Raw genomic sequence first — 22,695 nt, forward strand, 5'->3', positions numbered from 1 at the left:
GCCGGGGCATGATAAATCGCCCGGGCCTGTCGCGTCCGGCACAATGGAGGCATGACCGAGCGAAAGCCACCGGGAGTTCCGTTCGAGTCCTGGGTCGACAAGCAGATCCAGGACGCGGAGCGGCGCGGCGAGTTCGATCAACTTCCGGGTGCGGGGCAGCCGTTGCCGCCGGCCCTCGAAACGTCGTACGACGAACTCTGGTGGATCAAGCGAAAGATGGCCCGCGAGGGCCTCTCCGTCCTGCCGCCGGCCCTCGCCCTGCGCAAGGAGGCCGAGGACGCCCTCGCTGCGGCGTACTCGGCCTCGTCGGAGCGGGTCGTCCGGAAGATCATCACGGACGTCAACGTCAAGCTCCGGGACATGATGTTCAAGCCGCCGCCCGGCCCCCCGCTGGGTATGCAGCCGTACGACGTGGAAGCGGTCGTACGGGAGTGGCGGGAGCGCCGGGCGGCGGCTGAGGCCCCGGGTGACCGGAGCGAGGGGTCGAGCGGCGGGTCACACGTGTAGCAGCCTCTCGGTCAGCTCGCGGTAGTCCCGCAGGGCCAGCCGGAGTTGTTCGGTGTCGGTGTTGCTCGCGTCGATGTTCCTGGTGGACGTGTCGCCGTTGTCGGCCGACTGCTGCCAGGAGCCGCGCAGGCTGCGGCGGCGGCTGTTCATGGCCTCGGTGACGCGGGTGGCCAGCTCCTCCAGGACACGGTCGGCCTCCGTCACGGCGTCCCGGGGGCCGTCCACGAACCCGACGACGGCGTGTTCCATGCGGGCGGCGAGCTTGTCGCACTCGTCACGCGAGACGAGCGCCGAGCCCTTCACGTCGGTACCGGCGGTTGTTCCGCTTCCGGTTCCGGTTCCGGTGGTGCTCCTGGTTCCGGTTCCGGTGGTGCTCCGGGTATCGCTTCCGCGAGCCGCGCTCGTGCCGGTGCCGGTGCCGGTACCGGTGTCGGTGTCGGAGCCGGTGCCCCGTCCGGCGCTCGGGACGGCGCCGCTTCCGCGGCGGGCGGCGATCTCGTCGACGTTGCCACCGTCGACATGGCCGTCCTTGCCACCGTCGACGTGGCCGTCCTTCACAGCCGCGCCGTCCTTGCCGACGGCCGGTGCCCCGCCCCTGGTCCCCGGTGCCGTGCCCGTCGTGCCCGTCGTGCTCCTCGTACTCCTCGGGTCTGTCGTGCCCCTCGTGTCCGTCTCGTCCGTCGTGTCCCGCATCTCACTCATCCTTCGGTCGTCCGGCATCTCGTTCATCCCTCCTTCGTCTGCTGGCGGTGGGCGCCCCACGGCAGGTGGCGGGCCGAGCGCGAGCGGGAGTGGTCCTCCCGGACCGCCGGGCCCGACGTCCGGGCGCGATGGCGGCCGGGCTCGCCTCGGGACGAGCCGATCAGGTCGCCGAAGAGGGCGCGGGCCTCGACCATGGCGGCCCGCAGGTCCTCCGTGCCGGGCGCGTCCGCGTCACGCGAGCCGCCGGTCCGTACCCGGGCCGCGCTGTGCACGCGCCGGTAGCCGTGCACATGGTCCGCGTGGTGCACGGAGAGCGCGGCGAGCTGCTCCTCGTACTGGGCGCCGTCGGGGAAGCCGCGCGCGCCCGCCACCTCGGCGAGCAGTTGGTCTGCCTCGGCGACCGCCGTCCTCGGCGAGTCGACGAAGCTCTCCTGGGCGGCCGTCCAGCGGGCCTCGAACCGCTCGCGCTCCGCGGGCTCCAGCGGGCGCTCGTGCAGTCCACCGTGCCGCTCCACGAGGGCACCGAGTTCGTCCTCGGCCGCCTTGACGTCCCCGTTGTGCCGGGCGACGGCCCGGTCGTACTCGGGCCCGAAGCGCCGCTTCAGGCCGTGTCCGCCGTGCGGACCACGGGCCCGTACGGCGAGGATCGCCACGACGGCGACTACGGCCGCCGCAGCCACGATCAGAACGATGATCACGCCTGTGGACATGGTTGCCTTCCGGTGTGTCGGCCCCTCCGGGCCGGTTCCGGGATCGGGTTGCCCGCACAACTTCTCTCAAACAACTCCCTCGGTGTGTCGATCCGGTGGCGGCCCGTTCGACGCACCAGTGAAGGCATCAGGAGAGCGAGAAACAGGAACAGGAACGAGGAGGCTGTCATGAGTGAGGTCATCGCGCGGCTGGCCATGTCGCTGGACGGATACATCGCCGGGCCGGAGTCCGGCCGCGAACACCCGCTGGGCATCGGCGGGGAGCGACTGCACTCGTGGGTGTACGGGCTGCGGACGTTCCGGCGGATGCAGGGGATGGAGGGCGGGGCGGACGGCCCGGACGACGACCTGATCGCCGAGCACGTCGCCCGGCCCGGCGCGGTGGTGATGGGACACGGCATGTACATCACCGGGGAGGAGCCATGGGGTGACAACCCGCCCTTCCACACGCCGGTCTACGTCGTCACCCACCACCCGCGCGAGCCGCTCGTGAAGGAGGGCGGGACCACCTTCCACTTCGTCACCGAGGGCCCCGAGCGGGCGCTCGCGCTGGCCAGGGAGGCGGCCGAGGCGGCCGGGGACAAGGACGTTTCGCTGGCGGGAGGCGCCGACCTGGTGCAGCAGTTCATCCGGGCCGGGTGGCTGGACGAGCTGCTGCTGCACGTGGTGCCGGTCCTCGCGTGCGGCGGACGACGGCTGTTCGACAACCTGGGCGACGGGCACGGCGAGTACGTCGAATGGCGGAAGACCGAGGTGCTGGACTCCCCCGGCGTCACCCATATCCGGTTGCGGAAGGCCGACCCGGTCGGCTGACAATGCGGGTCATGACCTGGTCCATCGCCCCCGAACCCTACGACTCGCCGGTCGCCCTCGCGCTCTGGCGGGCGTACTACACCGAGGTCAGCGACCGCTGGTACCTGCTGCACGAGGGGCGGCGGACCGGTCCGGAGGAGTTGGAGCGGGAGATCGCCGCCCGGACCGGCGCCGAACTCACCCCGCCCGGTGGACAGTTGCTGGTCGGGCGGTACGACGGTGAGCCGGGCGGGTGTGCGGGCGTACGGCTGCTGGACGCGGCGACCGCCGAGCTGACCCGGGTGTTCGTCCGGGAGGAACTGCGCGGAAAGGGCGGTGCCCCGCTTCTCGTCCGGGCGGCCGAGGACGCCGCGCGGGCACTCGGTGCCACGCGTCTGATCCTCGACACCCGCGGCGACCTGGTCGAGGCGCGGGCCCTGTACGCCCGGCTGGGCTACACGGAGACCGAGCGGCACAACACCGACCCCTACGCCGAGCACTGGTTCACGAAGCAGCTCACGTGAACGGGGTCGCCGGGCGGTGATCGGGCGGGCGGTGATCGGGCGGCCGACCGTCCTGCGGCCGGTGATCGGGCGGGCGGCGGTCGGGCGGCCGATGGTCCTGCGGCCGGTCGCCGTGCGGCTGTTCGCGGTCGGAGCCGCACAGCTCGTCGTTGAGTTCCTTGACGAGTCCGACCAGGTCGGTGGGGCGGTCCGGGCCCCACCAGTCGCCGAGCAGGTCGGCCAGGGACTCCTCCCTGACCCGCGACAGCCGCTCGGCGACCTCACGGCCCTCCGGGGTCGGTACGAGGTCCAGGCCCTCGCGTACGCCGAGCCCTCGTTCCTCGATCTGGCGGGCGGCCTCGATGACCACCGTCAGCGGGACGGTGCTGCGGTCCGCGAGCCTGGCGGGCTCGACACCGCCGTACTTCTTCATCCGCAGCAGCATCCAGCTCGCCGCCGGAAGCAGGTCGTAGCCCGCCCGTTCGGTGATCGTCCGGTAGATCTCGCGACGGCCCTCGCGGGTGCCGAGGACGGACAGGGCGCGGCACACCTCGTCGTAGGACGACCGCTCGACGGGGTTGCTGGCGAGGGTCTCCGTGACGTCGGGCGCGGTGACGGAGCCGCGCAGCGGGTCTTCCCTGAGGAACCAGGCGAGGACGAAGCCGAGCAGGGCGACGGGGGCGGCGTACAGGAAGACGTCGGTGATGGAGGAGGCGTAGGCGTGCAGGACCGGCGGGCGCAGGGCGGACGGCAGTTCGGCGATCCCGCGCGGGTCCGACTCCAGCCCTTGCGTACTCACGCCGTCGGGGAGCCGTACGCCCCGGAAGGCGTCGGTGAGTTTGCCGGAGAGGCGGCTCGCGAAGACCGTGCCGAAGATGGCGACGCCGAAGGACGCGCCGATGGAGCGGAAGAAGGTGGCGCCGGAGGTGGCGACGCCGAGGTCCTCGTAGCCGACCGCGTTCTGCACGATGAGGACCAGGACCTGCATGACCAGGCCGAGGCCCAGGCCGAAGACGAGGAAGCAGAGGCTCATCTCGCCGGTGGAGCTGTGCTCGTCGAGCCGGTGGAGGAGGAGCAGGCCGATGGTCGTGACGGCGGTGCCGGCGACCGGGAACACCTTCCAGCGGCCGGTGCGGCTGACGATCTGTCCGGAGACCGTGGACGACAGCAGCAGGCCGGCCACCATCGGCAGCATGTGCACACCGGACAGGGTCGGTGAGACACCCTGCACGACCTGGAGGAAGGTCGGCAGATAGGTCATCGCGCCGAACATCGCGAAGCCGACGATGAAGCTGATCACCGCGGAGAGGGTGAAGGTGCGGATGCGGAACAGCTTGAGCGGGAGGACCGGTTCGGCGGCCCGCCGCTCGACGGCCACGAACACGACGGCGAGTACGACTCCCAGGACCGCCAGGCCCACGATCTGCGGCGAGCCCCACTCCCAGGTCGTGCCGCCCAGCGACGCGACCAGCACCAGACAGGTGGCGACCGAGGCGATGAGGAGGGTGCCGAGGTAGTCGATGACGTGCCGGGTCTCCTTGCGCGGGATACGCAGGACGGTCGCGATGACGGCGAGGGCGACGGCGCCGACCGGCAGGTTGACGTAGAACACCCAGCGCCAGCTGAGGTGTTCGGTGAACAGACCGCCGAGCAGCGGGCCGAGGACGCTGGTCGCGCCGAAGACCGCGCCGAACAGGCCCTGGTAGCGACCCCGTTCGCGGGGCGGGACGAGGTCGCCGACGAGCGCCATCGACAGCACCATCAGGCCACCGCCGCCGAGTCCCTGGAGCGCGCGGAAGCCGATCAGCTGCGGCATGTTTTGCGCCATTCCGCAGAGCGCCGAGCTGATCAGGAAGATCACGATCGCGGCCTGGAAGAGCCTCTTGCGCCCGTACTGGTCGCCCAGTTTGCCCCACAGCGGGGTCGCCGCGGTCGACGCCAGCAGGTAGGCCGTGACCACCCAGGACAGATGCTCCATACCACCCAGGTCGCTGACGATGGTGGGCAGGGCGGTCGACACGATGGTCTGGTCGAGGGCGGCCAGGAGCATGCCCAGCAGGAGGGCGCCGATGGAGACGAGAACGTTTCCGGACACGTGTTCCGCATGTGGATCCGACGTCCTGCTGTGCGCGTCCAAGGCCATGGATACCTCCTGAGGCTCTCGTGCCACTGTCCATCGTGATCGGTGTGACCCGTTATGGCCTCTTGAGTGCCCCTCCGAATCCTTACGGAGCGCGACATTCCGGGGTCTTGGGGCGCTGGCTGTGTGGGAGATCTGCATAAACTCTGGAGTTCTTATGGGGAGGGACGAACAGGTGAACGATCGGGCGGGGCAAGGGCGACCGGGACCGCACGGGCTGCCGTGCCCGCAGTGCGGCGCGCTGCGCGCACCGGACAACACCCCGTCGTGCGCCTGCGCCCGGCTCGCCGCCGAGGCCCTGCTCGACACCCGTACGGCGGAGGCGGCAGCGGCGGAGGACTTCGACCCGCTGCGCATACGGCCGTACGTCGAACTCGGGGACGCGACGGAGACGGGCACGCGGGGCGGGGCGCCGTCGCCCTCGCCCTCGCCCTCGCGGGAGACAGGGGGCGGGGCACCTTCGGCGGGCTCGGCGAGCGGCGTGGCTGCGCCTGGTCCGGGGGACGGTCCGGCGACGCCGGCGGGGGCGGGTGTACCGGCGGTCGAGGAGACCGTGCAGTTGCGGGCGGTGCGGTTGCCCGGGCCCGCGGCCCCGGGGGGCAGGTCTGCGGCTGACGGGACCCCGCCGGCGGGGGGCGTACCCGCGGCCGACGAGACCGCGCCGCTGAACGCCGTACCGGCGGCCGACGGGACCGCGCCGCTGTGGGCTGCCCTGCCGGCGGATGCCACCGCGCCGCTCGACGCCGTACCGGCGGTCGACGCGACCGTGGCCCTGCCCCAGGTCCCCGATGCCGCTCAGGCTCCGCAGGCCGGGACCGGTGCCTTCGAGCCCAGGCCCGCCGATCTGAGCCTGTTCGAGTCGGCCCCCGACGCGGACGGGCTCCGCCCGGGGGAACCGGAGCAACCAATGGCACCGGGGGAGGACGACGGGATCGGCGCCGACGACGAGCACCCGCCCCGCAGCCGACGCCGCCGTACCGTCCTCATCGCGGCCAGCGCCGCCGCCGTCGCCGTCATCGCCGCCGTCGGGTTCGCGAGCGGGCTGTTCACCTACGAGGCACCGAAGCGGAACGGCGCCGCCCCCGAGGACGTACGGGCCGCCGTGCCCGACACCTCGACCAGCGCGGCCTCCGCGTCCGAGTCCGGCAGTGACTCGCCCTCCCCCACGGCGTCCAGCTCCTCGCCGTCGGCCAGCCCGAGCCGGCGCCCCTCGCCGTCCGCGACTCCGTCGAGCGCTTCGCCGTCGGCCTCCACGTCGGCGGCGGCGAGCGCGACCGCGCCCACCGCCCGCGTCTCGAGCACCGCCGAGCCCGGCAACGGGTCCGACGGCAGCGAGGAGACCATCACCGCACCGGTGCTGCAGCGCGGCGACACCGGCGCCGAGGTGACCGAACTCCAGCTGCGGCTGGGCCAGTTGTTCCTGTACGACGGCGAGGCCGACGGCACCTTCAGCAGCGACGTGGAAACCTCGGTGCGCAACTACCAGTGGTCACGCGGCATCCAGGATGACGAACTGGGCGTGTACGGCGCGGCAACCCGAACGTCCCTGGAGGCCGAAACGAAGGAGCCGTGAGGCGGGGCGCCGAGGCGGGCGGACGCGGGGCGGACCCGGGCCGCCATGAGGCCGACGCGAGGCGAGACGCTGCCGGCATGGGCCGAGGTAGGCGGACGCAAGGCCGGATGCGGGTCGGCGCGGGGGTGACGTGAGGTCGACGTGGGCCGACGTAGAGCCACTCAGGCCGACGTGAGGCTGAAGGCGGCCGAGGCGAGGCCGAACGGGCCGACGCGGGGATGACGTGAAGCCGACGCAAGCCAACGTGAGGACCGACACGGCCAACGTGAGGACCGACACGGCCAACGTGAGGACCGAGACGGCCACCGTGAGGACCGACACGGCCGACGTAGGCAGACGCGAGGCTGGACGCGGACCGACGCCGGGCCGACGTGAGGCCGGACGCTGCCGACGAACGCCAGGCGCAGGCAGACGTGAGTTCAACGCGAGCCGGCATGAAGCCACGCAGGCCGGCATGAGCCGACCCGGAGGGTAGGGCGGTCAGCCGATGTGGAGCTGTACCCCCGACTCCAGGGCCTCCACCCGCACCGCCCGCAAGTCCCGTACCACCACGTCCGGTTGGTGTACGCCGGCGCGCGGACCGACGCCGACCACGCGCATCCCCGCGGCGCGCCCCGCCGCGATGCCCGCGCCGGAGTCCTCGAAGACCACGCAGTCCGCCGGGGCGACGCCCAGTTCCGCCGCGCCCTTCAGAAAGCCCTCGGGGTCCGGCTTGCTCGCGCCGACCGACTCCGCGGTGATCCGGATGTCCGGCAGTTCCAGTCCCGCCGCGGCCATCCGGGCCGTCGACAGCGGAACGTCCGCCGAGGTCACCAGCGCGTGCGGAACCCCCTGTGCGACAAGGGAGGCGAGGAACTCGGGCGCCCCGGGCACCGGGACGACCCCGTCCAGGTCGGCCGTCTCCTCCGCCAGCATCCGCGCGTTGTCCGCGAGGTTCTGCTCCATCGGCCGGTCGGGCAGCAGTACGGCCATCGAGGCGTACCCCTGGCGACCGTGGACGACCTTCATGACCTCGTCGCCGTTCAGACCGTGCCGCTCGGCCCAGCGCCGCCAGATCCGCTCGACAACCGCGTCGGAGTTCACGAGGGTGCCGTCCATGTCGAGCAGAAGGGCACGGGCGGTCAGAACGGGCATCAGCAGCTCCAGGGGGCGTAGAGAACAAGGCGGCCCCGCCCGCCGGTCAGGGAAAACGGGCGGAACCACTTTGTTTCTCCACGGTACAAAAGAATGGGTGCCCACCGCCACCCACCGGAGAAAGCGTTCACCGAACGTTCAGCTCAGCCGTGAGCCCAGCCATGACCTCAGCCATGCCCTCAGCCGGCGATCGCCTCCCACAGGCTCCACGCCCCCAGCGCCAGCATCAGCAGCGCCGCGATCTGTGTGATCAGCTTCAGCGGCACCCGCTTCATCAGCGCCTTCCCGCCGACGATGCCGAGGCCGGCGACCGCCCACAGCGCCAGCACCGCGCCGAGGCCGACGGAGAGCGGGTCGTCGTAGCGCGCGGCCAGGTTCGCGGTCATGATCTGTGTCAGGTCGCCGAACTCCGCGACCAGGATCAGCATGAAGCCCGCGCCGGCGACCTTCCAGAAGGACTGGTTCTCCGGCCGCCGGACCTCCTCCTCATTCTCGTCCTTCTTCATCAGGAGGACGGCGGCGCCACCGAGGAACAGCACACCGGTGAGCGCGTGCAGGATCTGCTGCGGCAGCAGCGTCAGCACGCTGCCCGCCGCGACGGCGAGCGCGACATGCAGCGCGAAGGCGGCGGCGACACCGGCGAAGACGTACGAGGCGCGGTAGCGGGTGCCGAGGACGAGGCCGGCGAGCGCGGTCTTGTCCGGCAGCTCGGCCAGGAAGACGACGCCGAAGACGAGCGCCGTGACGGTGATGCTGATCAAGGTTCCTCAATCGGTCGGGGCCACCCCACCGAGAGTGCGGTACATCACACAAAGACACCTCGGCAGGGCAGCGCACACAGAAATGCACTGCTTGCCGAAGGTCTCGCTGGCCGATCCCGTACGGGATCCGCCTCCGGGCGCCGGCTCAGACGAGCTGAGCAGTATGTCGACGGTCCGGCGAAGAGCTACTCCCCTTCAACGCCCCCAATTGTACGAGATCGTTTCGCCCCAGCCCTTGTTGTGTCATGAGCACGTCACTAACTTCTTACCGGACGCACACCTCCCCGCAACCGGAGCGGACGAGCATTCACCTCGCTCGCGCTCCAACACCCCCATCTCCCCAAGGGAGTTCGTATGCCCAAGTTCTACGCGCGTCGACGCCTGAGCATACTCGCGGCACTCACCGGGCTCATAGCCTCCGTCGCACTTTTCAACTCGCCGACCGCTTCCGCTGCCCTCCCCACCCCGGTCAGCGCGGCCACCGCCCGCACCTACCTCGCCTCCCTCACCGTGGCGACCGAGGACCGCACCGGCTACGACCGCGACCTCTTCCCCCACTGGATCACCATCTCCGGCACCTGCAACACCCGTGAGACGGTCCTCAAGCGCGACGGTACGAACGTCGTCACCAGCTCCGCCTGCGCCGCGACCAGCGGCTCCTGGTACTCCCCGTACGACGGCGCCACCTGGACCGCCGCCTCCGACCTGGACATCGACCACCTCGTCCCGCTCGCCGAGGCCTGGGACTCCGGCGCCAGCGGCTGGACCACCGCCCAGCGCCAGGCGTTCGCCAACGACCTGACCCGGCCGCAGCTCATCGCCGTCACGGACAACGTGAACCAGTCGAAGAGCGACCAGGACCCGGCCGAGTGGATGCCGTCGGTCACCTCCTACCGCTGCACCTACGTCCGTGCCTGGGTGCAGGTGAAGTACTACTACGACCTCTCCGTCGACTCGGCCGAGAAGTCCGCGCTCACCAGCTACCTCGCCAGCTGCTGAAGCCGCGCCTGAACAAGGGCCCGCAGCCGCGCCTGAACCCGCGCCTGAAGCCGCCCGACCGGCCGCCGACCGCGCACCGAACCGACCGCTGATCACATTTCGGCGGCGGAACCTCCCCACTCTCCTCCGTCGTTCCGTACCGTACGGGTGCGACGGAGGAGAGTGATCGCGTGGCCGGACTGCGGCTGGGCCCCCTGCTGAGATACGCCGACGCCTCGTCCGCGACCGTCTGGGTCGAGGCGAGCCGCCCGTGCGCCGCCGAGGTGCGCTGCGCGGACGGCGCCGGCGGCACGGCCCCCACCTTCCAGGTGGCGGGCCATCACTACGCCCTGGTCCCGGTGACCGGCCTGACCGCCGGCACGGAAACGGCGTACGAGGTGTTTCTGGACGGCAGCCGGGTGTGGCCGCCGCCCGACTCCCGTTTCCCGCCGTCCGTCATCCCCGCCCCCGCCGAGGGCGGCGCCGTCCGCGTGACCTTCGGCTCCTGCCGCTGGGCCGCGCCCCCGGCCGACGCGCACGACCCGGTCGGCCCCGACGCCCTGGACAGCCTGGCCGCCCGCCTCGCCGCCGACCCCGACGCCGAACGGCCCGACGTACTCCTGCTGTTGGGCGACCAGGTGTACGCCGACGAGGTCTCCGACGCCGTACGGGAACGCATCCTGGCCCGTCGCGGCCTGGCCGACCCGCCCGGCGCCGAGGTCGCCGACTTCGAGGAGTACACCTGGCTGTACTACGAGTCCTGGCTCGACCCGGAGGTGCGGTGGCTGCTGTCCACCGTGCCCAGCTGCATGATCTTCGACGACCATGACGTCATCGACGACTGGAACACCTCCGCCGCCTGGCTCGCCGACCTGCGGGCCACGCCCTGGTGGAACGAGCGGATCCTGAGCGGTCTGATGTCGTACTGGGTGCACCAGCACCTCGGCAACCTCTCCCCCGCCGAACTGGCCGCCGACCCGCTCTACGCCGCCGTACGCGCCACCCCCGACGCCACCGACGTCCTGCGCGCCTTCGCGTGCGGCGCCGACGCCGACCCGGCCTCCGTGCGCTGGAGTTACCGGCGCGACTTCGGGCGGGTACGGCTGCTGATGGTGGACACCCGGGCCGCGCGGGTCCTGAAGGAGGACGAGCGCGCGATGCTCGACCCCGGGGAGGCGCAGTGGCTGCGCGAGCAGGTGCTCCAGGAACGGGGCGACTACGACCATCTCCTCATCGGCACCTCCCTGCCCTGGCTGCTCCCGCACCTCGTGCACCACGCCGAGAGCTGGGACTCCGCCCTGTGCCGGGGTGAACGGGGAGCGCGCTGGGCGCGGTTCGGGGAGCGGGTGCGGCGGGCCGCCGACCTGGAGCACTGGGCCGCCTTCCCCGGCTCCTTCGCCGCGCTGGCCGGACTGATCGCCGAGGCGGGCTCGGGGGCGGAGGCGCCGGCGACGGTGCTCGTCCTCTCCGGCGACGTGCATCACGCGTACGTCGCCGAGCCGCGGTGGCCGGAGGGGAGCGGGTCCGCTCCGGACGCGCGTGTGCTGCAACTCACCTGCTCGCCCGTGCACAACTCCATCCCGGTGTGGATAAGGGTGGGCTTCCGGTTCGGCTGGAGTGCGGTGGCCCGTGCGCTGGGGCGCCGTCTGGCCCGGCACGGTCGCTGTCCTCGACCACCCGTGGACTGGCGGAAGTCCGGCGGGCCCTGGTTCGGCAACCAGCTCATGACCCTGTCCCTGCACGGCCGTTCGGCCCGGCTGCGGCTGGAACAGGCGCAGGATCAGGGCGGGCTGAGAACAGTGGAGGAGTCCGACTTGACCCCCTGAGTGGGACATGTGAGGCAAGTGGGGCCGGTGGGGCCCACGTTGGCTTCTGTGACGGCCAACGGCATGATGAGGCGGGCCGTCCGCTTGAGGAGCCGTGTGGTGGGCGGTCCACTCCATTGCGCCCCCCACACGCCCGGGAGTCAGTCCCTTGCGCTCAGTGAACGCGGAAGCAAACGCGGAACCGGCCCCAACAGCCGTCACCCCGGCCGCCGTCACCCCGGCAGGCACCGCCCAGGCCCCCGTCGCGCCGGTCGCGGTCGCTGCGGCCCCGGCCACCGTGGACCCGGTCGGTGCCACCCCGGCCTCCGCCCGCCCGGCCGGTGCCGCCCCTGTCGGCACCACCCAGGTCTCCGCCGCCTCGACAGGCGCCACCCCGGCCCCCGTCGCCCCGGCCTCCGTCGCCCCGGCCTCCACCACCCCGGCAGGCGCCACCCCCGTCGCCGCCACCCCGGCAAGCGCCACCCCGGTCGGCACCACGCAGGCCTCCACCACCCCAGCAAGCGCCACCCCGGCAGGCGCCACTCCCGTCGCCGTCACCACGGCAACCACCACCCCGGTCGGCACCACCCGGGCCTCCGCCACCCCAGCAAGCGCCACCCCCGTCGCCGTCACCACGGCAAGCACCACCCCGGTCGGCACCACCCGGGCCTCCGCCACCCCGGTCGGCACCACCCCCGTCGCCGTCACCACGGCAAGCGCCACCCAGGCCTCCACCACCTCGGCCTCCGCCACCCCGGCAGGCGCCACCCAGACCTCCGCCACCCCGGCAGGCGCCACCCCGGCAGGCGCCACCCCGGCCCCCGTCGCCGTCGCCCCGCTCGGCGCCGCCCCCGCCAGTGGTGCTCCGGTGGCCGTCGCCCTGGTCGGGGCCGGGCCGCGCGGGGCCAGCGTTCTGGAGCGTCTGTGTGCCTCCGCGCGGGAACTCCTCCCGTCGGGAACGCGGCTGACGGTCCATGTCGTCGACCCGGCGCCGCCGGGACCCGGCCGGGTGTGGCGCACCGGGCAGTCGCAAGAGCTGCTGATGAACACCGTGGCCTCGCAGGTGACCCTGTTCACCGACGACAGCGTGGACTGCGCGGGCCCGATCCGGCCGGGCCCCAGCCTGTACGAGTGGGCGGACGGCGAGCTGGGACCCGACGAGTACCCGACCCGCGCGCACTACGGCCGCTACCTGGAGTGGGTCTTCACGCGGACCGTGCGCGAGGCGCCGCCCTCGGTGCGCGTCGAGACGCACGCGGCCCGCGCCGTCCGCCTCGACGACGCCGCCGACGGTCGCCAGGTCCTCACCCTCGACGACGGCCGCGTCCTCGTCGGGCTGTCCGCGGTCGTCCTCGCCCAGGGCCATCTCCCCGCGATCCCCGACAGCGCCCAGCAGCGCCACACCGCCTACGCCGGGCGGCACGGCCTGCGCCACATACCCCCCGCCAACCCGGCCGACGTCGACCTCTCCCCCCTCGCCCCCGGTGAACCGGTCCTGCTGCGCGGCCTGGGCCTGAACTTCTTCGACCACATCGCCCTCCTGACGACGGGCCGGGGCGGCCGTTTCGTCCACGGCGAGGGCGGCTCGGGAACCCTGCGCTACATACCCTCCGGCCGCGAGCCGCGTCTCTACGCCGGTTCGCGGCGCGGTATCCCGTACCAGGCGCGCGGCGACAACGCCAAGGGGCCGTACGGCCGGCACACCCCGCTGGTGCTGACTCCGGAGGTGATCGCGGGGCTGCGCAAGCGGGCGGACTCGGGGGAGGCGCCGGACTTCCTGGCGGAGGTGTGGCCGTTGGTGGCGAAGGAGGTGGAGACGGTCTACTACGCGGCCCTCACCGGCGACGCGGGGTTCGCGGACCGCTTCCTCGGGCTCCCGCACCGCGACCCCCGGGAGACCGCGCTGCTCGACGCGTACGGCGTCCAGGAGGCCGACCGCTGGTGCTGGGACCGCGTCTCCCGCCCGTATACGGAACGGCACTTCACGCATCCGGGACAGTGGCGGGAGTGGCTGCTGGCGTATCTGCGGCGGGACGCGCGGGAAGCCGCCCGGGGCAATGTGGACGGCCCCCTGAAGGCCGCGCTGGACGTGCTGCGCGACCTGCGCAACGAGCTGCGGCTGGTCGTCGACCACGGCGGGCTGGCCGGCACCTCCCGCCGGGACCACCTGGACCGCTGGTACACCCCGCTCAACGCGTTCCTGTCCATCGGCCCGCCCCGCCGGCGCATAGAAGAGCTGGCCGCGCTGCTGGAGGCGGGGGTGGTGGAGGTGCTCGGACCACGTCTGCAGGTGCGGGAGGAGGACGGGGCCTGGCGGGCGCACTCGCCGGAGGTGCCGGGCTCGGCCGTCCGCGTGACATCGCTCATAGAGGCCCGGCTGCCGGAACCGGATCTGGGCCGCACCGCCGACCCGCTGCTCGCGAGGCTGCTGAAGACCGGCCGGTGCCGTCCGCACATGGTCGACGGTTACCTGACCGGGGGCGTGGACGTAACACCGCGTCCCTACCATCTGATCGATCGTCAGGGCAGGTCGCACACAAGGAGGTTCGCCTTCGGGGTACCCACGGAGGGCGTGCACTGGGTGACCGCCGCGGGCGCCCGTCCAGGCGTGGATTCGGTCACGCTTTCGGATGCCGACGCGGTGGCGAGAGCCGCTCTGCGTGCGGCGACGACGGACGGCAGGCCGGAAACGGGACCTAAGGAGTGGCTAAATGTTGAACTTGCAAGCATAGATTAGGCCCACCTAGCGTGGATCGCTCATTCGGTACCGCCGCCCCCACCGACAGACCGAAGGAGCACCCCCACATGTCCGCTCGTCTCGATACCGCCCAGCCTTACGCGCTGGGCCTGTTCCGTATCGTCGTAGGCCTGTTGTTCGCCTGCCACGGCGCCGCCTCGCTCTTCGGAGTCCTCGGCGGAGCCGCCGGCACCGACGGCGGCACCATCGACGCCGGCACCTGGCCCGGCTGGTACGCGGCCGCGATCCAGCTGGTCTGCGGCACCCTGGTGCTGCTGGGCCTGGTCACCCGGCCCGCCGCGCTGCTGGCCTCGGGCTCCATGGCGTACGCGTACTTCAAGGTGCACCAGCCGGGCGCCCTGTGGCCGATGGAGAACGGCGGCGAGGCCTCCGCGATGTTCTGCTGGGCCTTCCTGCTGCTGGTCTTCACCGGCTCCGGAGCGCTCGGTCTGGACCGGCTGATCAACCGCCGCACCGCCCCGGCCAGCGAGCCGGTCGCGCCGCGCGCCACAGCCTCGGTCTGACTCCCCCCACCATGGGTGCCCTCTCCGCAAACAGCGGGGAGGGCACCCGTGTTGAACCGTGTTCCGCCGCGATCCACCGCGTTCCGCCGTGTTCAACACAATCACCACTCGTGACCCTTCTGTCACATCCGACGCGTACGCTGTATGGCTGTCATGGGTACGGGGGAGCGATCGGTGTTCGAAGGTGTGGGGGCAGTGTCAGTGGGGGCTGTAGGGGCGTTGTTGGGCAGCCCGTGGATCTACGCGTTGGTGGGCCTGTCGGTCCTTCTGGACGTGTTCGTGCCGGTACTGCCGAGCGGGGTGCTGGTGATCACCGCGGCGACGGCAGCCGCGGCGGGTTCCGGAGCGGCGGGAGCGGCCGGAGCGGCGGCCGGGCAGGTACCGCACGAGGTGCCGGACATCCTGGTCCTGATCCTCTCCGCGACCTCCGCGTCCGTGCTGGGCGACCTGGTCGCGTACCGGCTGGCCTGGCGGGGCGGTGAGCGCCTGGACCGGGCGATCTCCCGCTCCCGGCGGCTGACCTCCGCGCAGGAACGTCTCGGCGAGGCGCTGGCCCGAGGGGGCGGCACGCTGGTCGTGCTGGCCCGGTTCGCCCCGGCCGGCCGCTCGGTGGTCTCCCTCATCGCGGGCGCCGCCCACCGCCGCGCACGCGACTTCCTCCCCTGGTCCGCCCTGGCCGGCCTGTCCTGGGCGGCCTACAGCGTCGCCCTCGGCTACTTCGGCGCCCACTGGCTGGGCGCGAGCTGGCTGGCGACGGGCGTCTCCCTCCTGGCCCTCTTCGGCGCGGGCGCGGGCGCGGCCTACCTGGTCCGACGGCCTACGACGTAACGGGCAGACCTGCGACGTAACGAGCAGGCCTACGGCATAACGGGAGGCGCGGGGCGCCGGGCGTGCGGCTAGGACGCCCGGCGCGTCGCTCCCCGTACCTCCAGCCCGTCCAGCAGCTCGGCCGTCGCCGCCGCTATCACCTCGACGGCGCGCTCGAACACCTCCCGGTTGTGTTCGGCGGGCGCCCGGAAGCCTGACACCTTGCGTACGTACTGCAGGGCGGCGGCACGAATCTCGTCCTCCGTGGCCTCCTCGGGCAGCACGGGCGGGCGCAGGGTCTTGATACTCCGGCACATACCACCAGTGTCCCCGATCGACGGGCGTCGCGGGCGGGACGCCGTAGCAGAATGCGCACCCATGACTGGTGTACGCCTTCGGGTCCCGACCTGCGTCCTCACCCCCGGAGCCCCGCCCGCCCTCGCCGACGGTCACGCCGTCGACCGGTACGTCGAGATCGGCTCGCTCACCAAGGTCGTCACCGGTACGGCCCTGGTCCGGATGGCCGCCGCCGGGGTGCTCGCGCTCGACGACCCCCTCGAACGGTGGCTGCCCGCCACCCCCGCGACCGGCATCACGCTGCTGCACCTCGCCCGGCACACCTCCGGCCTCCCCCGGCTGCCGCCCGGCCGGCTCCCCCGCCGTGACCCGTACGCCGCGTTCGACGTCCCCGCGCTGCACGCGCTCCTCCCCCGCCTGGACACGCTCACCACCCGCCCGCCCGGTGAGCGGGAGGAGTACTCCAACCTCGGCTACGCCGTCCTCGGCGCGGCCCTGACCGCCGCCGCGTCCGGGACGCCGTACGAGGAACTGGTGACGGAGTACGTGCTGCGCCCGCTGGAGGTCACCGAGGTGGCCGCGCTCCCCGGCACGGACCGGCGGCTGCTCGCGCCGGGGCGGTTCGGCAGGCCGCGCGCGCCGTGGACGATGACCGGCGCGATGCTCCCGGCCGGCGGACTGTGGGCCACTCCCCGGGCGGCGGCGGACCTGGCCGTACGGCTGCTGGTGGAGCGCCGGCTCGGTGATCCCGCGCCGTCCTGGCAGGAGGCGGGGCCGCTGCGCTGGCACAACGGGGCGACCCGGCACGCCTCGCTCTTCACCGGGGCGACGCAGGACGGGAGTTGGGTGCTGATCCACCGGCTCAACGGAGAGCCGGAGCGGACGGACCAGCTGGGTGTCGAGATCCTGCGGCAGAGCCGGACCGCCGCCACCTGAAACCACCCTGTCGAACGTATGTTCACACGAACACCCCGAAGGAACTCGCCTCTCAAAATCGAACAGGCGTAGCATTAGCGTGTGGCTAAGACCTATGACTTTCCGAGCGACCTGCGCGCCGGTCAGGAGGAGCTGCATCAGGTCCGGGCCGAGCTATCGGTCCTGCTGAAGCGACTCCCCTGGTCCGTGGAGCCCCTGGACGGATTCAGCGACGAGGCGGCCTGGCGCAAGGTCGAGCGCCCCGCCTCCCCCGGCTGGACGGCCGACGAGCAGGCCGAGGTGGAGAAGCTGCGCCGCCGTGAGCACGAGCTCGCGGTGTTCGTGAGCTGCCACCGCTTCTGGTCGGAGGTCGCCGCCGAGGACCGGGTGGAGGCCCGCACACGCCTCAAGCACGCGCACGTGACCCCACCCGGCGAGGAGGGCTAGCCCTTACTGCCGAGGAGCTTCCTCATCTCGGCGATCTCGGCGCTCTGGCCGGTGACGATGTCGTCGGCCATCGCCTTGGCGGCCTTGTCCTCGCCCTTGTCCCGCTCGGTCCCGGCCATCGTGACCGCGCTCTCGTGGTGTTCGATCATCATCGTCAGGAACTCGGAGTCGAAGGCCTCGCCGGAGGCCTTCTCCAGCTTCCCCATGTCGGCGGACATGTCGGAGGACATCCCCGAGTGGTCCATGCCCTCCATGCCGCCGCCCGTCGAAGTCGCCTTCTCGTCCCAGGACTTCAGCCAGCCGGTCATCTTCTCGATCTCCGGGTCCTGGGCCTTCTCGATCCTCGCGGCGAGGTCCTTGACCTCTGCGGAGGAGGCCCGGTCGGCGGCGAGGTCGGCCATCTCCACGGCCTGCCGGTGATGCGGGATCATGCCCTGCGCGAAGCTGACGTCCTGCGCGTTGTGATCCGACGCCTCGTCACCGCACGCGGTGAGGAGGAGGGTTGCCGTCGCCGCCACCGCCGCCAGGGCGGCACAACGACGTACACGAGTGTTGCTCATGAGAAAACTCCTGTGGAGGGAAAGGTGGTTGGACACGGCGTACGACGACCGTGTCTAGATCCGCAGGAGTTGGAGTTCCGCCAGGGACGGTGGCGCGCGGGCACCGTCGGGAGCCGCGGGTGTGCGCGGGTGCGCCACGGCGTCCCGTACGGCCACGGGGACGGGGTCGGCGGCGAGGCCGGACAGTGCCGGGGCGCCGCTCACCGCCGCCGCCGAGCAGGCCGCGTCGGCGTGGTGGACGGTCCCGCAGTCGGAGCAGCCGTCGTGGGACTCGGCCGCGCCGGCCGCCATGGGCCGGGTCTCCATGTGCGCGGTGTGCGCCACGTGCGGTGCCCCACCGGGCGCGAGACCGTGCATGGCGAGCAGGCCCACAAGGAGCCCGAGCACACACACCGCCCGCCGCCACAGTCCGTTCACAGCGACATCGTAGGGGCGCCGGCGTCCGCACATGCGAAGGGCCACCGGATCACTCCGGTGGCCCTTGTCACTTCCTGGTGGGCGCGGACGGTTTCGAACCGCCGACATCCTGCTTGTAAGGCAGGCGCTCTACCGCTGAGCTACGCACCCGGGACAGGCCGACAGCCTACATTGCCGGAGGCCGTGCCCCGCAAACCCGTATCGGCCCGGGGGTTGTCCCCACCTCCCGTCCGGGAGCCCGCCGGATCGTGCGGGCGAGCGCCGCTCCCTACGGTCGTAGGTCACAGGGACAACGCCGACGACGCAGGGGGACCACCATGGCCGGCAGGACTCGTACGACCTTTCTCGTCACCGGAGCCGTCATGGTCCTCGCCGCCGGGCTCACCGCCTGTGGCGCTGCCGCCGCCGACGACAAGGCCCCCGACCACCGGACCTTCGCGTTGCAGGGGCGCACGCTCACCATCGACTCGGACGACTCCGCGCTGGAGGTCGTCGCGGCGGAGGGGAACAGGGCGGGGGTGGTCGAGGTGACCCGGTGGTTCAAGGGGTCGGTCGTGGTCGGCAAGGACCCGAAGGTGACCTGGTCGATGAAGGACGACCGGCTGGTGCTGCGGGTGAAGTGCTCCGGGGTCGTCGCCGACTGTGCGGCCAAGCACCGGATCGAGGTGCCCCGGGGCGTCGCGGTGAAGGTCGGGAGCGAGGACGGGAGCGTGCGGGCGAGCGGGTTCCGGGACGCGCTGGGCATCCGCTCCGACGACGGGTCCGTGCGCGTCACGGACTCCAGCGGGCCGCTGGACCTGCGCAGCGAGGACGGTTCCGTGCGCGCCGAGGTCACCTCGCGCACGGTGAGCGCGCACAGCGACGACGGGTCGGTGCGGCTGGAGCTGGGCGCCGTACCGGACCGGGTGGACGCCGTGACCCAGGACGGGTCGGTGACGGTCGCGCTGCCCCGGGCGACGTACCGGGTGACGGCCGACAGCGAGGACGGCGGGGCGGAGGTGTCCGTGCCCCGGGACGAGTCCAGCGCGCATGTGGTGAGCGCCCGTTCCTCGGACGGGAAAGTCACGGTGCGAACGGCGAACTGACGGGCTCGTGTGTTCGTCCCTACCGGTGGGAGAATGGCAGCCGGACAGCCGTTCGGGGCGAACCACAGCACGGGAGAGGGATGTGACGGCGACACCACCGCAGCCGTACTCGCCGTTGGTGCCGCGCGCACACCGCCAAGCGCTGCGGGACACCCTCACCCTTCTCGCGCTTCCGGTGGTCGCCGTTCTCGTGCTGCCGGCCGCGTTCGCGGGCGGCGGGACCCGGCGCTGGTTCGGCGGGCGGGCGGAGGGGCAGCGGGCCGAGGCGCAGGCCGCGAAGGACGCGGCGGCGGCCGCCTTCTACGAGCTGGACACCGCCCAGCGCGATCTGCGGATCTCCATCGAGACGATCACAGCGGTGGACGACTCCCCGGCCGCCCGGCGCGTGGTCTCCGACTTCGCGGCGATCGGCCGGCGCATCGACGAGGCCAGCGGGCGGTACATCGAGGCGGTCGACGCCCATGATCTGGACCGGGACGACCTGGAGGCCTCGGCGGCGGCGCGGGCGCGCACCGAGCTGACCCGGGCCAAGGACGAGCTGGGCGACGTCAAGAAGGAGCTGGACCGGTTCACGGAGGGGCTCGGTCCGCTGCTGGGCAAGGCGGAGACGCAGCTGGCGCGGCTCGCGCCCGCCGTGGAGCGGGCCCGGCAGGCGCTGCTCGCCGCGTCCGACGCGCTGGACGCCGTACGGAGGACCGGGCTGCGGGCGGACGATCTCGCCGCGCGCCTTGCGGCCCTGGCGCCCGAGCTGACGAAGCTGAACCAGGGGGCCGGGCAGCACGGGGTGCCGGGGACCCTGGAGCGGGCCGAGCGGGTCACGCGGGAGGCCGAGGCGGTCCGGGTGGAGGCCGAGCGGCTGCCGGAGAAGGCCGCCGAGATCGACCACCGGCTGGTGTCGCTGCGCACCCGCGCGCAGGCCCTCACGACCCGCTCGGAGCAGGTGGAGCCCATTCTGAGCGAGCTGCGGCGGCGGTTCACGGCGGCCTGCTGGCAGGACCTCCAGCAGGTGCCCGCAGAGGCCGTGGAGCATGTCCGGCAGGCGGAGGCGAAGCTGCGGGAGGCGCGGGAGGCGCGGGACGCGCAGCGGTGGCCGGACGCCACCTCGCTGCTGTCGACGGCGCGGGCGCTGCTGAACACCACCGACGAGGCGGTCTCGGCCGCCGGTGACCGGCTGGCCAGGCTGAACGCCGTACAGAAGGATCCGCGGGCGGAGATCGACCGGACCCGGTTCGCGATCCGGGACGCGCAGCGGCTGGCGATGGCCGGGCGCAACACCCCGGATCCGCGGGACGCGCGTCCGCTGGACGACGCGGTGGCGCGGCTGGAGCGGGCGATCACGGGTCTGGAGGGCCGCCATCCCGACTACTGGCACTTCCTCACCGAGACGGAGGCGGTCCGGCGGGCGGTGGCGGACGTGGTGAGCCGGATCCGTGAGGAGCGCGGCGGCGGGCACTGACGTTGCCGCGACGGGCCGTCCGTCGGATATTGGGAGGTACGTTCAGGGAGGCTGAGATGGCCGCACACGCACTGCACACCCGGCGGCGGATCAGGATCGACGACCATCTGCCGGTCGACCACCGGCTGAACCTGGTCTACCGGATCGGCGCCGGGCTGATGGGCCTGGGGCTGGTCGTCTTCGGGATCTTCGGGATCCTGGACCAGATCGGCACCTTCGACACCGGTGGGGACACCGTCTGGGGTCTGAACACCAACGGCGCGCTGAGCTGGCTGTCGGTCGGTGTCGGGCTGCTGCTCTTCGTGGGCATGGTGATCGGCGGGAACTTCGCGTCCACGCTGAACATGACCCTCGGCGTCCTGTTCATCGTCAGCGGCTTCCTGAACATGGCGCTGCTGGAGACGGACTACAACTTCCTGGCCTTCGAGATCCAGAACTGCATGCTCAGCTTTGTGGTCGGGATCCTGCTGATGGTCTTCGGGATGTACGGCAGGGTGGGGTCCGCCCTGCCGCACGACAACCCGTACTGGCGGGCCCGCCACCCCCAGGGAGCGGCGGACCGGCCGGATCAGGTGCGGTAGGCGTAGTAGTACGCGTTCGGGTACGACGCGACGAGGCTCGCCACCGACCTGCGGAGGGTGTTGTTCGAGTGGTACGTCACGTAGGGGACGCCGCCGCTCTTCTGCGTGACGATCATCGTGTGGTCCTTGGACCCGTCCCGGTCGAAGTCCACCTGGAGGACGTCGCCGACCTCGAGCTGGTAGACGTTGGCGAGCGGGGTGGTCCGCTTGGAGTTCTGGGCGAACCAGGACCACTCGTTGACGCCGACGAACGAGTCGGACTGGATGTCGGCGTTGCCGAACCACTTGGTGTAGTCGTACACGTAGCCCGGGACGTGCTTCCAGCCGCCGGCCTTGAGGGACTGGCTGACGAAGTTGGTGCAGTCGCCGCCCGCGCCGTGGCCGTTGAAGTCCGGGTAGTCCTTGTTGTAGACGTTCCAGTACTTCTCGGCGTAGGTCGCCATGGCCTTGTAGTCGTAGGCCGTGCCGGTCTTCGGGACGGCGGCCGGGTTGCGGGTGGTCGCCGCGCGCGGGGCGTTCGGCATGGTGTCGTCGGCGGTGGTCGCCTTGACGGACGCCGGCTTGGAGAGCGTGTTCACCGCGAGACCGCCCTGGTCGGTGTCGCGGATGGTGGTGAGCTGCCAGTCGCCCCGGCCGTCGGCCTTGAAGGTCAGCTCGTGGGTGGCCTGGAAGCCGGTGGTCTTCGGCTGGCTGCCCTTGGTGTTCGCGTAGGTCAGGGTGGTGGTCTCGGTGACCGCGGCCTTGGCCGTACGGCCCGTCACGCGCGTGGCGTTGAGGGTGACCGTGGTGGCGGCCTTGCTGTACTTCTCGCCGGCCTTGGCCAGCTTGTTCTTGCGCTCGCCCAGCGAGGACAGCGTGGAGTCCTCGGTGCGGGCGGTGCCGGAGGACAGCTTGACGTCACCGGAGAAGCCGTTGGTCAGCGGCTTCGCGCGGTCGCCCTGCTTGCCCGTGACAAGGGCGTCGGTGCGGTCGGTGAAGACCGCGTCGGCCAGCCGCTGGAAGGTGGCCTTGGTCTTGGCGTCGACGGTGGGGTCGTCGACGACGGCGGCACCGGCCGACCAGTTCGGCAGCAGCGCGACTCCGGCGACGACCGAGGTCGCGGCCGCCCCGAGTATCGTGACGCGACGGCGCGTCCCGCTCAATTTCCTTGACTTCACTGATGTTTCCCCTCTTGCCCCGGCGGACGGATGCCGGGGGACAAAATCTTTGCATGCCTCATGTGGTTCTTGTGAAGAGGGCCCACGGTTGAGGTTTGGTTACTTCG

23 protein-coding genes and 1 tRNA gene are annotated in these 22,695 nt (G+C 72.1%); 14 read left to right on the top strand and 10 right to left on the bottom strand.

Features of this window, described 5'->3' with window-relative positions:
• Window positions 1-51: 51 nt before the first annotated feature.
• Window positions 52-507 carry a DnaJ family domain-containing protein gene (locus ACFPIH_RS22460; protein ID WP_381164268.1) on the top strand — a complete coding sequence of 152 codons (456 nt, stop codon included), beginning with the start codon at window positions 52-54 and terminating at the stop codon, window positions 505-507.
• Here the strand turns inward: ACFPIH_RS22460 and ACFPIH_RS22465 are convergent.
• Together ACFPIH_RS22465 and ACFPIH_RS22470 are read right to left on the bottom strand one after the other, a co-directional pair.
• A complete protein-coding gene (locus ACFPIH_RS22465) occupies window positions 496-1,236 on the bottom strand; it encodes a hypothetical protein (protein ID WP_385877362.1) in 741 nt (246 codons plus the stop codon). The two genes, ACFPIH_RS22460 and ACFPIH_RS22465, sit on opposite strands and share 12 nt — an antisense overlap.
• A complete protein-coding gene (locus ACFPIH_RS22470; RefSeq protein WP_381164262.1) occupies window positions 1,233-1,919 on the bottom strand; it encodes a hypothetical protein in 687 nt (228 codons plus the stop codon). Before ACFPIH_RS22470 ends, ACFPIH_RS22465 begins: the two co-directional genes overlap by 4 nt.
• Before the next feature lie 168 nt (window positions 1,920-2,087).
• On the opposite strand from ACFPIH_RS22470, the gene ACFPIH_RS22475 reads away from it, so the two are divergent.
• Both ACFPIH_RS22475 and ACFPIH_RS22480 read left to right on the top strand, forming a co-directional pair.
• Window positions 2,088-2,732: a dihydrofolate reductase family protein gene (locus ACFPIH_RS22475; protein ID WP_381164259.1), complete on the top strand. Its 645-nt coding sequence runs from the start codon at window positions 2,088-2,090 to the stop codon at window positions 2,730-2,732.
• A 2-nt stretch (window positions 2,733-2,734) separates the two neighbouring features.
• Window positions 2,735-3,235 carry a GNAT family N-acetyltransferase gene (locus tag ACFPIH_RS22480; RefSeq protein WP_381164256.1) on the top strand — a complete coding sequence of 167 codons (501 nt, stop codon included), beginning with the start codon at window positions 2,735-2,737 and terminating at the stop codon, window positions 3,233-3,235.
• Here the strand turns inward: ACFPIH_RS22480 and ACFPIH_RS22485 are convergent.
• The gene (locus ACFPIH_RS22485) at window positions 3,228-5,357 is read right to left on the bottom strand and encodes an MDR family MFS transporter (RefSeq protein WP_381164253.1); all 2,130 of its coding nucleotides are present in this window, start codon (window positions 5,355-5,357) and stop codon (window positions 3,228-3,230) included. The genes ACFPIH_RS22480 and ACFPIH_RS22485 overlap by 8 nt on opposite strands.
• A gap of 172 nt (window positions 5,358-5,529) precedes the next feature.
• On the opposite strand from ACFPIH_RS22485, the gene ACFPIH_RS22490 reads away from it, so the two are divergent.
• Window positions 5,530-6,927, top strand: coding sequence for a peptidoglycan-binding protein (locus tag ACFPIH_RS22490; RefSeq protein WP_381164250.1), 1,398 nt, complete (start codon window positions 5,530-5,532; stop codon window positions 6,925-6,927).
• Between the two features lie 480 nt (window positions 6,928-7,407).
• Here the strand turns inward: ACFPIH_RS22490 and ACFPIH_RS22495 are convergent, their stop codons facing one another.
• Together ACFPIH_RS22495 and ACFPIH_RS22500 are read right to left on the bottom strand one after the other, a co-directional pair.
• Entirely contained in the window at window positions 7,408-8,061 is a 654-nt protein-coding gene (locus tag ACFPIH_RS22495) for an HAD-IA family hydrolase (protein WP_381164247.1), read from the bottom strand.
• A gap of 179 nt (window positions 8,062-8,240) precedes the next feature.
• Window positions 8,241-8,822, bottom strand: coding sequence for a TMEM165/GDT1 family protein (locus ACFPIH_RS22500; protein WP_381164244.1), 582 nt, complete (start codon window positions 8,820-8,822; stop codon window positions 8,241-8,243).
• A gap of 354 nt (window positions 8,823-9,176) precedes the next feature.
• Here ACFPIH_RS22500 and ACFPIH_RS22505 point away from each other — a divergent pair, with 354 nt between their 5' ends.
• The 5 genes from ACFPIH_RS22505 to ACFPIH_RS22525 all read left to right on the top strand — a co-directional run bounded on the left by ACFPIH_RS22505 (window position 9,177) and on the right by ACFPIH_RS22525 (window position 15,694).
• Window positions 9,177-9,821, top strand: a complete 645-nt coding sequence (locus tag ACFPIH_RS22505; protein ID WP_381164241.1) for an HNH endonuclease family protein — start codon at window positions 9,177-9,179, stop codon at window positions 9,819-9,821.
• Window positions 9,822-9,991: 170 nt separating this feature from the next.
• The gene (locus ACFPIH_RS22510) at window positions 9,992-11,626 is read left to right on the top strand and encodes an alkaline phosphatase D family protein (RefSeq protein ID WP_381164238.1); all 1,635 of its coding nucleotides are present in this window, start codon (window positions 9,992-9,994) and stop codon (window positions 11,624-11,626) included.
• A gap of 847 nt (window positions 11,627-12,473) precedes the next feature.
• Window positions 12,474-14,342: an FAD/NAD(P)-binding protein gene (locus tag ACFPIH_RS22515; protein WP_381164644.1), complete on the top strand. Its 1,869-nt coding sequence runs from the start codon at window positions 12,474-12,476 to the stop codon at window positions 14,340-14,342.
• 68 nt (window positions 14,343-14,410) lie between these two features.
• Window positions 14,411-14,866: a DoxX family protein gene (locus tag ACFPIH_RS22520; RefSeq protein ID WP_381164235.1), complete on the top strand. Its 456-nt coding sequence runs from the start codon at window positions 14,411-14,413 to the stop codon at window positions 14,864-14,866.
• 153 nt (window positions 14,867-15,019) lie between these two features.
• Window positions 15,020-15,694: a DedA family protein gene (locus tag ACFPIH_RS22525; RefSeq protein ID WP_381164641.1), complete on the top strand. Its 675-nt coding sequence runs from the start codon at window positions 15,020-15,022 to the stop codon at window positions 15,692-15,694.
• Between the two features lie 68 nt (window positions 15,695-15,762).
• On the opposite strand, the gene ACFPIH_RS22530 is transcribed toward ACFPIH_RS22525, so the two are convergent.
• On the bottom strand, window positions 15,763-15,990 hold the full coding sequence (locus tag ACFPIH_RS22530) for a DUF2277 domain-containing protein (RefSeq protein WP_381164232.1): 228 nt from the start codon (window positions 15,988-15,990) through the stop codon (window positions 15,763-15,765).
• Between the two features lie 61 nt (window positions 15,991-16,051).
• Here ACFPIH_RS22530 and ACFPIH_RS22535 point away from each other — a divergent pair, with 61 nt between their 5' ends.
• Both ACFPIH_RS22535 and ACFPIH_RS22540 read left to right on the top strand, forming a co-directional pair.
• Window positions 16,052-16,906 carry a serine hydrolase domain-containing protein gene (locus ACFPIH_RS22535; RefSeq protein ID WP_381164230.1) on the top strand — a complete coding sequence of 285 codons (855 nt, stop codon included), beginning with the start codon at window positions 16,052-16,054 and terminating at the stop codon, window positions 16,904-16,906.
• 81 nt (window positions 16,907-16,987) lie between these two features.
• A complete protein-coding gene (locus ACFPIH_RS22540; protein WP_381164227.1) occupies window positions 16,988-17,332 on the top strand; it encodes a hypothetical protein in 345 nt (114 codons plus the stop codon).
• On the opposite strand, the gene ACFPIH_RS22545 is transcribed toward ACFPIH_RS22540, so the two are convergent.
• From ACFPIH_RS22545 to ACFPIH_RS22555, 3 genes are all read right to left on the bottom strand, one after another.
• Entirely contained in the window at window positions 17,329-17,892 is a 564-nt protein-coding gene (locus ACFPIH_RS22545) for a DUF305 domain-containing protein (RefSeq protein ID WP_381164224.1), read from the bottom strand. The genes ACFPIH_RS22540 and ACFPIH_RS22545 overlap by 4 nt on opposite strands.
• 54 nt (window positions 17,893-17,946) lie before the next feature.
• The gene (locus tag ACFPIH_RS22550; protein ID WP_381164221.1) at window positions 17,947-18,309 is read right to left on the bottom strand and encodes a DUF6153 family protein; all 363 of its coding nucleotides are present in this window, start codon (window positions 18,307-18,309) and stop codon (window positions 17,947-17,949) included.
• Window positions 18,310-18,384: 75 nt separating this feature from the next.
• Window positions 18,385-18,459: transfer RNA gene (locus ACFPIH_RS22555), tRNA-Val, on the bottom strand.
• A gap of 167 nt (window positions 18,460-18,626) precedes the next feature.
• On the opposite strand from ACFPIH_RS22555, the gene ACFPIH_RS22560 reads away from it, so the two are divergent.
• The 3 genes from ACFPIH_RS22560 to ACFPIH_RS22570 all read left to right on the top strand — a co-directional run bounded on the left by ACFPIH_RS22560 (window position 18,627) and on the right by ACFPIH_RS22570 (window position 21,431).
• Window positions 18,627-19,394 carry a DUF4097 family beta strand repeat-containing protein gene (locus ACFPIH_RS22560; protein ID WP_381164218.1) on the top strand — a complete coding sequence of 256 codons (768 nt, stop codon included), beginning with the start codon at window positions 18,627-18,629 and terminating at the stop codon, window positions 19,392-19,394.
• Between the two features lie 82 nt (window positions 19,395-19,476).
• Window positions 19,477-20,850, top strand: coding sequence for a coiled-coil domain-containing protein (locus tag ACFPIH_RS22565; protein WP_381164215.1), 1,374 nt, complete (start codon window positions 19,477-19,479; stop codon window positions 20,848-20,850).
• Between the two features lie 56 nt (window positions 20,851-20,906).
• Complete coding sequence (locus ACFPIH_RS22570; protein ID WP_381164212.1) at window positions 20,907-21,431, top strand: DUF4383 domain-containing protein; 525 nt, start codon at window positions 20,907-20,909, stop codon at window positions 21,429-21,431.
• Here the strand turns inward: ACFPIH_RS22570 and ACFPIH_RS22575 are convergent.
• Window positions 21,419-22,573 (bottom strand): amidase domain-containing protein, encoded by a 1,155-nt coding sequence (locus ACFPIH_RS22575; RefSeq protein WP_381164209.1) that lies wholly within the window; start codon window positions 22,571-22,573, stop codon window positions 21,419-21,421. The two genes, ACFPIH_RS22570 and ACFPIH_RS22575, sit on opposite strands and share 13 nt — an antisense overlap.
• Window positions 22,574-22,695 lie beyond the last annotated feature (122 nt).

The organism is Streptomyces vulcanius (assembly GCF_042653945.1).
GTDB lineage: Bacteria > Actinomycetota > Actinomycetes > Streptomycetales > Streptomycetaceae > Streptomyces > Streptomyces mangrovi.

Coding starts and splice junctions, on each gene's coding strand:
- ACFPIH_RS22460 (WP_381164268.1), top strand. CDS start 52: ATGACCGAGCGAAAGCCACCGGGAGTTCCGTTCGAGTCCTGGGTCGAC.
- ACFPIH_RS22465 (WP_385877362.1), bottom strand. CDS start 1,236: ATGAACGAGATGCCGGACGACCGAAGGATGAGTGAGATGCGGGACACG.
- ACFPIH_RS22470 (WP_381164262.1), bottom strand. CDS start 1,919: ATGTCCACAGGCGTGATCATCGTTCTGATCGTGGCTGCGGCGGCCGTA.
- ACFPIH_RS22475 (WP_381164259.1), top strand. CDS start 2,088: ATGAGTGAGGTCATCGCGCGGCTGGCCATGTCGCTGGACGGATACATC.
- ACFPIH_RS22480 (WP_381164256.1), top strand. CDS start 2,735: ATGCGGGTCATGACCTGGTCCATCGCCCCCGAACCCTACGACTCGCCG.
- ACFPIH_RS22485 (WP_381164253.1), bottom strand. CDS start 5,357: ATGGCCTTGGACGCGCACAGCAGGACGTCGGATCCACATGCGGAACAC.
- ACFPIH_RS22495 (WP_381164247.1), bottom strand. CDS start 8,061: ATGCCCGTTCTGACCGCCCGTGCCCTTCTGCTCGACATGGACGGCACC.
- ACFPIH_RS22505 (WP_381164241.1), top strand. CDS start 9,177: ATGCCCAAGTTCTACGCGCGTCGACGCCTGAGCATACTCGCGGCACTC.
- ACFPIH_RS22520 (WP_381164235.1), top strand. CDS start 14,411: ATGTCCGCTCGTCTCGATACCGCCCAGCCTTACGCGCTGGGCCTGTTC.
- ACFPIH_RS22525 (WP_381164641.1), top strand. CDS start 15,020: ATGGGTACGGGGGAGCGATCGGTGTTCGAAGGTGTGGGGGCAGTGTCA.
- ACFPIH_RS22530 (WP_381164232.1), bottom strand. CDS start 15,990: ATGTGCCGGAGTATCAAGACCCTGCGCCCGCCCGTGCTGCCCGAGGAG.
- ACFPIH_RS22535 (WP_381164230.1), top strand. CDS start 16,052: ATGACTGGTGTACGCCTTCGGGTCCCGACCTGCGTCCTCACCCCCGGA.
- ACFPIH_RS22545 (WP_381164224.1), bottom strand. CDS start 17,892: ATGAGCAACACTCGTGTACGTCGTTGTGCCGCCCTGGCGGCGGTGGCG.
- ACFPIH_RS22560 (WP_381164218.1), top strand. CDS start 18,627: ATGGCCGGCAGGACTCGTACGACCTTTCTCGTCACCGGAGCCGTCATG.
- ACFPIH_RS22570 (WP_381164212.1), top strand. CDS start 20,907: ATGGCCGCACACGCACTGCACACCCGGCGGCGGATCAGGATCGACGAC.